This window comes from Nostoc sp. (assembly GCF_036917315.1).
Classification (GTDB): domain Bacteria; phylum Cyanobacteriota; class Cyanobacteriia; order Cyanobacteriales; family Nostocaceae; genus Nostoc.
Window position 1 is genome coordinate 32,734 of sequence record NZ_JBALDR010000001.1, and the last position, 11,662, is coordinate 44,395.

Genomic DNA, 11,662 nt, shown 5'->3' on the forward strand with positions numbered 1-11,662 from the left:
TGGGATATCACTGATGATTAAGTTGTTGGTTTGGATGTTCTTGATTTTTTACCACAGGTGATACTTCTGTCTCCACACTTTTTTCTTGGGCTTGTATTTCCAGTAGTTGGGGAATCGTCACAAATCTATAGCCTTCGGCTTTTAAACCTGCGATCATTTCTGGTAAAGCTTTGACAGATTTGGAACGGTTGCCGCCCCCATCGTGCAGCAGTACAATTGCACCGGGTTTTGCATATTTCAGCACATTTTTGACCAGCCCCGTAACTGGAGGCGAACGGCGTTCAGCATCTCCCGATTGTTCTGACCACATCATGACAGCGTACTTCTTGCTTCTGGCATATTCGGCTAGTCCATTATTCAGAAAGCCACCAGGAGGACGAAATAGAGTAGTTTTCTCTCCGGTAGTCTTGTAGATGATCTCTGCTGTACGATCGATTTCACTAGCCGCAGTAGCTAAGTCCATCTGGCGATACGAATGATGCCATGTGTGATTACCAATTATGTGACCATCAGCAGCCACTTGCTTGGCAACTTGAGGAAAATATTTGACCATTTGCCCAATCATGAAGAATGTCGCCTTGACATCATTTTTCTTCAAGATTTCTAAAATCTGTGCCGTATTTTTGGGGCCGGGACCATCATCAAAAGTTAGGGCAATAACTTTCTCATTCGGTTTTAGTTTTCCTTGATAAACGATTGTTCCCTGAAATGCCTTTGGCACTTCATTCATCTGGTCTGTTGCTGGACTGATATTCTGTGCATCTGCACTCATCAGCTTGTTATGACTCGCTTTAGCACTCTCGCTTTTTGGTTTGAGAATTTCCAACAAATGCTCAAATCCGCTTGTGGTTAAAAGCAAGCTGATACCTAAACTACTAGCACTAGTAACCAATATAACAATTATTATTTTCAGTAATAAAGATAATTTCCGACTAGACACATTAAATCTCCTCAAATATTAGTTATTAGTTATTAGTTATTGTGGATTGGTTTTTCCCTGATGTTCCCATACCTTTACCCGGACTTGATATTACTCATAGCCTGATGTAATTAATATACTTACTGCTGAAAGAAAAAAGAAAGCAATAAAATACCTTGAAACATTCCAGCGAAAGGACGTCTCAATTTATTCTGTACTAATTTGCTACCAGTATTAAACCGAATAAAATAATACTCAGTAAATTTAGCTGACCAGTAGAGCCAGCAATGATAGCAGTATAACCGTAACTTGGAGAAATGCTAGGTAGTCGTTGACCAATAGAGTCGATGTCAATATTCGTTATTTGCTTGCGATCGCTTCCAGGGGGCGGTTACGCCATCGCAGTTTTTGCTTATCCTTGTAGAGAGGCAGAAGGTGACAACCTCCTACCTCCTGCCCTGTTCAATCTTCGTCAAGGGCTGGGAAAGCTTCTTCAAGCTCCCACAACCGATCTTTATTTTCAACGAACCAAATACGAGTTTCTGGAGTTAATTTACTCCAAATGTCTTCAACAGGGATGTGAGGAGATGCATACTGGTAGTGTTGACCAAGTGATTTGAGATTGTCCGCCACATCACTGGGAATTCCAAATTGTTCCCAGTCAACTGTTATATGTCTTCCCGAAACTCCGGCTGTGGGGTCGAAAACCAGTTGTGCCGATCTGACTAAATCAGCAAAGTGTTTCGGTTTGAGTTTGGTGATTTCCTGAATTTGGAGTGATTCGTTCTGCTCTTGAGACATGATCGCCGCAGTGGTAAAGATTAATGGTCTATTGAACTTACTGCCAGAGATTTTTATCCCAATATTTTTTAGTTTAGCGCAGAGCCACTAAATCGATCGTGACTTAACCACACAAGGGGTTTGAGCAAATCGTTTCAGGTAAGCAAACTTTCTTCACCTGTATCAGTAAAATGTCTAAGCTAGTAATGAAAAGTTCGTAGTAAGCACTAAAGTGCTTAGAAAATAAGGACTTAAGTCCTTACTACGAACTGTTTCTAGTACCTATTTTAGTGACGAGTGTAGGAATGCTCAAAGTGAGTTTTGAGTGTATGAGCCATAACAGAGATGACAATTGCTGCTATAGCAACCGATATTGCTGCGATTTTGATTCTAAAATCATCTGCAAGTATTGCTACAGCAAATAGAGCGATCGCTACTCCGATACAACCTTGTTTAACCCTATTTGTCACCTGGTAAGCTCGATTGCAAGAACTACAAATAAGTGTGTGTCGCGTGAATCTGTCTGGCAAAATTGGCTTTGAATTCAACTCTTCATTCTCAACATTTTTAAATGTAGAATAGCCTTGATAAAAAGGCAAAGATGACCCAAATTTATCTAGCCACTTGCGGTACTCAATCACTAATGTGTCAGATGTTTTCAGCGGCAGATATAATTCTTTGAGACTTCTTCCCAAGCGTTCAATTTCTGCTTGTTGTCCCGCAATCAGAGGCAAATCCTGCTCCAATATTTTGTTCGTATTCAAGTGATCGAGCCAGCGCGGCCTCAGCTTAACTCCCCAAGTCATGAAATTACGATAACCTCTAGCTAAAAGACGGCATCGCCCTTTACCTAAAGGAATTGAATACAAAGCTAGTCCAAATGTCCAATCTTTTTTTTCAATATAAGCAGTGTTCAGCACAAGACTTGGAGCAACAAAATCAACATACTTCCAGGCTTCATTTGATTTGTTAGCTCCCCGCCACCTGCCTTTAACCCCCTGAACTGAATTCTCTAGCACTTCCATTTCTAGCGGTTGGGCATTTTTACGATTACCACCACCTCTAGTGCCATTATGGCTAATAGCAACATGAGCAGGATCGATGACATTTTCGACTAGATATGTTTGATCGTAAGGCAGATCCAATATAAAGTCTGCACACACAAATCCTGACTTATCTAAATCTGGCAAAATTGGAATAATTTCATCAACAGCAGTTTCTTTTTCGCCAGCCCACACCCAAATCATCCCTTGACGTTCCACAACTTTAAAGGATGGCACGCAAGCATTGGCTGGAATTTTTGCATCTGTTGCTAATTGAGGAATGTGCAGACATTGCCCATCACTGCCAAACTGCCAACCGTGATACAAGCATTCAATTTTGCCGTCAATAATTTGTCCTTCAGAAAGTTTGGCTGTACGGTGAGGACAACGATCTGCTAAACAAATCAATTGTCCATCTTTGTCTTTGAACAAAACCAAAGGTTCATCGTACAGGGAAAAGCTATGAGGGCGGTTGGCAGGTAAGTCTTTGACGAAGGTGACGGGATACCAGCATTGCCTCCAGTTAAATTCTTGCTTTTCCTCAAGTTTCTCAAAAGTAGAAGTTGGTGGTATCGCCTGTAGGGTTTCTGTTTCTAATGACATATTTATCTCTAGGTTTCTATTATTTTAGACTTTTGGATTAGCAAATCTTTAGTCCTATAGATAGAACATTTCTAGGGTAAAACTTCAAAGATTAACCATGAGAAAGCATTCAAGCATTTTGAATAAGTCAAAGATCGTTTTGCTTGCGGAAAATACCCAAATTAGTAAGCAAACTGGGGTTTGAGTAAGCCAAAGGTCATTTTGCTTGCGGAAAACACCAAAATGAGTAAGCAAACTGGGGTTTGAATAAGTCAAAGGTGATTTTGCTTGCGGAAAACACTAAAATGAGTAAGCAAACTGGGGTTTGAATAAGTCAAAAGTCATTTTGCTTGCGGAAAACACCAAAATGAGAAAGCAAACACAGCTTTTGAATAAGTCAAACCTCATTTTGAGAAAGCATTTAAGTATTTTGAGAAAGTAAACGGGTATTTTTATAAAGAAATGAGGCTTTTTGATAAAGTAATCAGTAAATATACTTGACGATTGAAAATCGCGCCTGCACAAATGAAGTCGGCGATCGAATAACTTGATAACTTAGTGATTTGTTTATAGAATAATTACCTCAGCTACTCATCTTCGATTAGAACTGTAACAGCAGCGATCGCAATCAACATTTCGTCATTTTTATCATTGAGTTCGGGAATCGCCCGCCCTTGAACGATCATCCCTCCAGATTCTACGGTGAGGGTTTTTCGCCCAAATGGTAATACAGCGAGTACTTCTTCTTCTCTAACTTGTTCTGGGTATGGTACTGCTACCTGAACCTCTATAATCATTTGATTGGGATGACTTAAACCTGCAACCTCCCAAACACCAGGTAAGGCATTGTGAGCGATCGCATTTCGTACTGCCCTAGATGCTGCTACAGTTGGTTCTTGTCCGTGTTGATCTATTCCCATGCCCATTTCGATAATCAAGCGTTTACGCGCCATTGCTAACTCCGGTAAATTTTGCACCTTTCACCAAGAAAAGCAGCTATTCTGGGGGCAAGAGCCAAAACTAATACTGCATCCCTTCTCTACAAGACCCTTTCCACAGAGTCCTGCAATGAGAGCCAGACATTACTCGCGCCCTCTTACCTCTTATTTGCTCCCTAATTTCACAGTAGACGCTGCAAGCGACTTAGACGGTCTGAATAACTTCTCATCACCTCTATGGCAAACATAGGAGTTTCCTGAACGGCAAACAGAAACCCTTTCTCATCAAGGAAAACCAGTTTGCTATCCACCTTAGCAATAGCTGTGTAAGTTCTACTTTTTACTCCCACAAGTACCCCAGCACCAAAAACTCCACCCGCTTCAATGGTTTCTACAACCTTGCCATTGACCAATATATTTACTTCTCCTTCGAGAATGCCATACATTTCATCACCAGACTGTCCTTCTTCAAAGATGACTTGGCCTGCTGAAAATGCTTTAGGATCGGGTTGTTTTTGAAATATACCGACTGTTATAACAGGACTTAACATTAGAGCAACCCCGAAATTCTTTGTTTTTGAACGAAATCTTTTGATAGCTTTAGGCGAACCCAAAAAAGTATACTACTTTCTGCTGATAAACTCTCAATCTCCGCAAAATTCCTGATTAGTCTCTTAATCGCCTAGATATCTCTCCCTGGTTTTACTAAACAAAACCGTTCCTCTCGCCCGTCTGAGAGGGAGAGACAGGAACGAAATTCAGCTTTTTGCTCCCCTCTCCGAAGCCTACAGTGTACACACAAGTCTGAAATAGCTGATTAACCAAGGTTTTACCCCACCCTAACCCTCCCCTTATAAAGGGGAGGGAACTAAATTTCTTGTTTCCCCCCTTTATAAGGCTACGGTGTACACACATCTTTCTAGAAAACCAAAATCGTCCTAGATCCCCCTAAATCCCCCTTAAAAAGGGGGACTTTGAGAGCTTTTTGCCCCCCAAAGGGGGGCTGGGGGGATCAAAAGCCTGTGGCGCAACTCTAGAAGACTTGTGTGTGCACCGTAGCTTTATAAGGGGGGATTAAGGGGGGTAATTTGACTTGTGTGTCACCGTCGCAAAGTTGGGAGAGGTCAAATAATACTTATCAAACTCAGGTTCAAATAGTGAATTTTGGATTTCAGGCTATCTTCTATAATTAGTAAAACCTGCACACCTAATTCTAGGCATGAGACTGTGACCGAATCAGGAAGTTACAAAGATACTGTAAACCTACCCAAGACTAATTTTGATATGCGGGCAAACGCCATCAAGCGCGAGCCTGAAATCCAAAAATTTTGGGAAGAAAATAAAATTTACGATCGCCTCTTTGAAAGTAACCCCGGCGAATTATTTATACTGCACGATGGGCCTCCTTACGCTAATGGCTCACTCCATATTGGTCATGCCTTAAATAAAATTCTCAAAGATATTATTAACCGCTACCAAATGTTACAAGGGCGTAAAGTTCGCTACGTCCCTGGTTGGGATTGTCACGGATTGCCAATTGAGTTAAAAGTTTTGCAGAACATGAAGTCAGCAGAACGGCAAAATTTAACGTCTTTACAACTGCGGCAAAAAGCGAAAGAATTTGGTCTAGCGACGGTAAACGACCAGCGCAATAATTTTAAACGCTACGGTATTTGGGGTGATTGGGAACATCCTTATCTAACTCTGAAGCCGGAATATGAAGCGGCTCAAATTGGCGTGTTTGGTCAGATGTTCTTAAAAGGCTACATCTATCGCGGTTTGAAACCGGTTCACTGGAGTCCCAGTTCTAAAACCGCTTTGGCTGAAGCTGAGTTGGAATATCCAGAAGGTCACGTTTCCCGCAGTATCTATGCAGCTTTTGCAATCACAAGTTTGGCTGAAACTGTAAAACCACTGCTGGCGGAATATCAGTCAGATTTGGGCGTGGCTATCTGGACGACTACACCTTGGACAATTCCAGGGAATTTGGCTGTGGCGGTAAATGCAGATTTAAATTATGCAGTGGTTTCTACTAAAAAGGAATTTACACACCAAGACGTTGAAAGTAAAGCAAGAGAAATTTGGGAAGCAAAAGGAAGACCACAACAGGATAAATTTGGTCAAGATGCTGACTACATTCAAGCTTTGCATGAACTTGAACGCGGATTTACACACCAAGACGTTGAAAGTAAAGCAAGAGAAATCTGGGAAGCAAAAGGCAGTCCACAACAAGATAAATTTGGTCAAGATGCTGACTACATCCAAGCTTTGCATGAACTTGAAAAGCACGCACAAGAAAAGCAAACTCACAAATACCTGATAGTTGCATCAGATTTAGTGGAACGTCTATCAGCAACCCTGTCAACTCAGTTAACCGTAAAAGCCACATTCAAAGGGAATGATTTAGAACATACTACTTATCGTCATCCTCTATATGACCGCGAAAGTCCGATTGTCGTCGGCGGTGATTACATTACTACTGAATCGGGTACTGGGTTAGTACATACTGCTCCCGGTCATGGTCAAGAAGACTACATTGTTGGTCAGCGTTACGGTTTGCCCATCCTTGCACCAGTGGATGACAATGGCAATTTTACCGAAGAAGCGGGACAATTTGCGGGATTGAATGTGCTGGGTGATGGGAATCAAGCAGTAATTGATGCACTGGCTGCGGCTGGTTCTTTGTTGAAGGAAGAACCATATCCCCACAAATATCCTTATGATTGGCGGACGAAGAAGCCGACAATTTTCCGCGCCACTGAACAATGGTTTGCTTCCGTGGAAGGATTTAGAGAAGAAGCATTGAAGGCGATCGCCACGGTAAAATGGATTCCAGCCCAAGGTGAAAATCGCATCACGCCAATGGTAGCGGAACGTTCCGATTGGTGTATCTCTCGTCAACGTGCTTGGGGTGTACCCATTCCCGTTTTCTACGACGAAGCCACGGGAGAACCACTACTGAATGAAGAAATTATCAACCACGTCCAAGGAATCATCGCCGAAAAAGGTTCTGATGCTTGGTGGGAATTATCAGTTGAGGAGTTATTACCCGAATCCTATCGCCAGAATGGCAAGTCTTACCGCAAGGGTACAGACACAATGGATGTATGGTTTGATTCTGGCTCATCTTGGGCGGCTGTCGTTCAACAGCGTCCAGAGTTACGCTACCCTGCTGATATATATTTGGAAGGTTCCGACCAACATCGCGGTTGGTTTCAATCCAGTTTGCTCACCAGCGTAGCGGTAAATGACATTGCGCCTTACAAAACTGTGCTAACTCACGGCTTCGCTTTAGACGAACAAGGGCGAAAGATGAGTAAGTCAGAAGGAAATGTGGTTGACCCCAATACAATCATTGAAGGCGGAAAAAATCAAAAAGTAGAACCGCCTTACGGTGCAGATGTATTGCGATTGTGGGTATCATCGGTTGACTACTCAGGCGATGTTCGCATTGGCAAAAACATCATCAAGCAAATGAATGATGTTAGAGGTAAGATTCGCAATACGGCGCGGTTTTTGTTGGGTAGCTTGGATGATTTTGACCCAGAAAAAGATGCAGTTCCCTTTGAGGAATTGCCAGAACTTGACCGTTATATGCTGCACCGGATCGCCGAAGTGTTTGAGGAAGTAACGGAAGCCTTTGAAAGTTTCCAATTCTTCCGTTTTTTCCAAACAGTGCAGAATTTCTGCGTGGTGGATTTATCCAACTTTTATTTAGATGTGGCCAAAGATAGGCTGTACATCAGTGCAAAAAATGCTTTCCGCCGTCGCAGTTGTCAAACAGTGCTGAAAATAGCTTTAGATAATTTAGCACGAGCGATCGCACCAGTGTTATCTCACACTGCCGAAGATATCTGGCAATATCTCCCTTACAAAACACCTTACAAATCGGTGTTTGAAGCCGGTTGGGTGCAGGTTGAGGAAAAATGGCGTAATCCAGATTTAGCGGAATTTTGGCAACAAGTCCGACAAATCCGTACTGAGGTCAACAAGGTTTTAGAAGGAAGGAGAGTAGCCAAGGAAATTGGGTCTTCTCTAGAAGCTAAGGTGTTATTATATATCTCTGATTTGGAACTGCGTAAACAGTTACAAGCACTTAACCCTAATTCAATTGAGCAAAGTAACGGTGTAGATGAGTTACGTTATCTATTTCTAGTATCTGAGGTTGAATTGGCAGAATCCCCTGCTAAAGAAGCAGAAGAACAGATAAAAGTAGCTAAATTGTTGGGTACTGAGAAAATAACAACTATTGATGTTCTGAATGCAGATGGTCAAAAATGCGATCGCTGTTGGAACTACTCTACTCATGTGGGAGAATCAGCAGAACATCCCCTAATTTGCGAACGGTGTGTTGCAGCCTTAGCTGGAGAGTTTTAAAAGCAAAAATCCCACGTTAACAGACTAGAAATCACTAACCTAACTAAAAATGGCTAAATGCACTTAGGGATTTCCAATAAATAAATTATCCAATCTTGTGGGGCGGGCATCTTGCCCGCCTCTGGCTATAGGCGGTTAATTACGAATTACACTTCGGTTGGTTGATATTCTTGTTGTCTTTCCACAAACGACTGAACACGGGTGCGGTAGTTTCTCACAGTCTCATCTACCCATTCGCGATCGTTGCTATTTGCATACAAATGCACCAGTGGTTCGCTGGCATCTGGTAAAACTAACAGCCAACTGTCATCGTAGGGTTGACAAATTTTTACTCCATCAATTAATTCTAGATTTTGGGCTGGGTGAGTTTCTACCAAGTAACGCATCAAAGCACCCTTAGCTGTCCACGGGCAACGGACTGTATAAGTTTTGTGAATTACACGGGGCAATTCTGACCGCGCAGCAGCAAGCGATCGCTCTTGGATAGTCAACATCTCAATTATCTTCGCAATGCAGAACATGGAATCAAATCCCGGATGCAGTTGCGGGAAAATAAAACCAGTCTCTCCACTACCTCCTAGCACCACATTCGGGTTTTTCTGACAAGCTTCCATTAAAGCTGTAGGGTTGGCTTTAGTGCGAATCACTCTGCCATCATGGCGACGGGCAACTTGTTCAATAGCACTGGAAGCATGAACTGGTACAACTACTGTCCCTCTGGGGTTAGCAGTTAATATCATGTCTACCATCAGTGCTGTTAACATTTCCCCACGAATTGGGTAGCCTGATTCATCAACTAAAATTAGCTGTTCTCCATTAGCGGATACTTGCACCCCAAAGTTAGCTTTCAATGCCTCCACTACATGACCTAACTGCGTCAGCAATCCTTCGCGATCGGTGATTGACATCGCCGTTTTATTGACACTGGCATTCAGTACCACTGCATCAGCGCCAAATTTATCCAACATTTGGGGTAAAACTGCCCCCGATACTGCATAAACATAATCAATCACCACTTTGGCGCGACTGTTGCGGAGTGTATGCACATGCAACAGTTTCTCAAAAGCAGTACAGTAGCGCTCCATGACTTGGCTGGGATAAGACACATCGCCAATTTCATGAATTAGCGCCCGCCGCATATCTTCCTTAAAGTAAGCCCCTTCGATTTTCTTTTCCAGGGCTTTGGAGATATTAATGCCTTTTGCATCCATGAATTCAATCAGAATGTAGTCAGGGCGATCGGGATGTACCCGGACGTGGATACCACCAGCTACCGACATTGTGGGTATAACTGTGCGGGCAATGGGGATAGCTGTGGCATCGAGGTTTTGAATATCAATACCTACAGACATTAAACCAGCAATCAGCGATCGCGTCACCATCCGAGAAACATTACGCTGGTCGCGAGAAACCGTTACTTTAGAGCCAGGTTTCAAAGTTGAACCGTAAGCAGATCCCAATTTCACTGCGAATTCTGGGGTGATGTCGATATTCGCTAATCCTTGGACACCACGTTGCCCAAATAAATTCCGTTGGGCGGTGTTTCCCCAAATCAAGTTAATGTTTAAAACTGCCCCTGACTCAATCTTTTTACTGGGCCAAACACGTACACCAGGGCTAATTTGGGCTTCTTCTCCCACTGTGGAAAGCGAACCCACCACAGCAGCTTCTAATACATGGGCGCGGCGGTCTACACGAGTGCCACGAGAAATTACACAGGCAGAAAGATGTGCTTCATCGCCAATAAATGCCCCATTCCACACGATGGGACGTTTGAGATTAGCATCAGCACCAATAGTGACATTATCCCCAATTACGGTTCCTGCCTCAATTTGGACTCTTGCGCCGATGCGGCAATTGTCACCAATCACTGCTGGGGTTTCAATCACAGCCGTGCGATCGATGTAAGTATTTTGGCCTACCCATAACTCATGGGAAATTTCTTTGTAGGCAAAATCTAATTGCACTTTCCGATCTAAGGCGTCATACTGAGCTTCACGATAAGCATCTAAGTGACCGACATCACACCAGTAACCTTGAGCAATGTAACCATACATTGGCTCATCTTTTGCTAGCAGTAAGGGAAATAAGTCTTTAGAAAAGTCACATTCAACGTTTGCTGGCAGATATTCCAAAACTTCTGGTTCGAGAATGTAAGTACCAGTGTTAACGGTATCAGAAAAAATTTCACTACTAGAGGGTTTTTCTAAAAATCGCCGAATCCGTGTCTCCTCATCGGTAATCACCACTCCAAATTCAATCGGATTGGGAACCCTGGTTAAAATCAAAGTAGCTTTTGACTTCTTTTGTTTGTGATATGCGATCGCAGCCGTCAGGTCAAAATCTGTTATGCTATCGCCGCTAATGACTAAAAAAGTTTCATCAAGAAGTTCGGCAATGTTTTTTACACAGCCAGCGGTACCCAAAGGCTGATCTTCTTCGACAGCATAAGTCATCTGAACGCCAAAATCGCTGCCATCTTGAAAATAGTCTCGCAAGACATCAGGTAAATAATGCAATGTTGCAATAACTTCTGTAATTTGATGTCGTTTGAGGAGATTGATAATATGTTCGGCAATTGGTCGATTTAGAATCGGCACCATCGGTTTCGGCAGATCGCAAGTTAACGGGCGAAGCCGCGTTCCCGAACCCCCTGCCATCAGTACTGCACGCATAAATCCTCCTTAACTAGTTACAGCTTTTGCTGCTTGAAAACGTATCAGATAGATTTTGTTATTCTTTCTCTAGTCTCCTATGGATATTGATATTTGAGGAACTTCCACAAGATGCATATACATTGGGGATTGGGGATTGGGGATTGGGGATTGGGCAGAGGGGCAGGGGGGCAGAGGTGCAGAGGGGAAAAACTTACTGCAACTTCTCCAGGACTTACGCAAAATAATGAAAAACGAACCGCAAAGTACGCAAAGTACACAAAGGAATAAGGGTTTCAGAGACTTATTGCGTAAGTCCTATTCTCCTCTGCTCCTCTGCCCCCCTGCTCCCCTGCTCCCCTGCTCCCC

Annotated in this window: 7 protein-coding genes; 1 reads left to right on the plus strand and 6 read right to left on the minus strand. The window is 42.9% G+C overall.

The window, feature by feature from the left end; translation table 11 throughout:
- Positions 1-7 precede the first annotated feature (7 nt).
- The 5 genes from V7K84_RS00145 to V7K84_RS00165 form a co-directional block, all read right to left on the minus strand.
- Complete coding sequence (locus tag V7K84_RS00145; protein WP_334835221.1) at positions 8-940, minus strand: polysaccharide deacetylase family protein; 933 nt, start codon at positions 938-940, stop codon at positions 8-10.
- Positions 941-1,381: 441 nt separating this feature from the next.
- Positions 1,382-1,720 carry a hypothetical protein gene (locus V7K84_RS00150; RefSeq protein WP_334835223.1) on the minus strand — a complete coding sequence of 113 codons (339 nt, stop codon included), beginning with the start codon at positions 1,718-1,720 and terminating at the stop codon, positions 1,382-1,384.
- Positions 1,721-1,986: 266 nt separating this feature from the next.
- Positions 1,987-3,345, minus strand: a complete 1,359-nt coding sequence (locus tag V7K84_RS00155; protein WP_334835225.1) for an aromatic ring-hydroxylating dioxygenase subunit alpha — start codon at positions 3,343-3,345, stop codon at positions 1,987-1,989.
- Positions 3,346-3,911: 566 nt separating this feature from the next.
- Entirely contained in the window at positions 3,912-4,277 is a 366-nt protein-coding gene (locus V7K84_RS00160; RefSeq protein WP_099101269.1) for a Lin0512 family protein, read from the minus strand.
- A 167-nt stretch (positions 4,278-4,444) separates the two neighbouring features.
- Complete coding sequence (locus V7K84_RS00165) at positions 4,445-4,813, minus strand: Crp/Fnr family transcriptional regulator (protein WP_334835227.1); 369 nt, start codon at positions 4,811-4,813, stop codon at positions 4,445-4,447.
- Positions 4,814-5,489: 676 nt separating this feature from the next.
- On the opposite strand from V7K84_RS00165, the gene ileS reads away from it, so the two are divergent.
- On the plus strand, positions 5,490-8,639 hold the full coding sequence (gene ileS, locus V7K84_RS00170) for an isoleucine--tRNA ligase (protein ID WP_334835230.1): 3,150 nt from the start codon (positions 5,490-5,492) through the stop codon (positions 8,637-8,639).
- Positions 8,640-8,785: 146 nt separating this feature from the next.
- Here the strand turns inward: ileS and V7K84_RS00175 are convergent, their stop codons facing one another.
- Positions 8,786-11,314 carry a mannose-1-phosphate guanyltransferase gene (locus V7K84_RS00175; RefSeq protein ID WP_334835232.1) on the minus strand — a complete coding sequence of 843 codons (2,529 nt, stop codon included), beginning with the start codon at positions 11,312-11,314 and terminating at the stop codon, positions 8,786-8,788.
- Positions 11,315-11,662 lie beyond the last annotated feature (348 nt).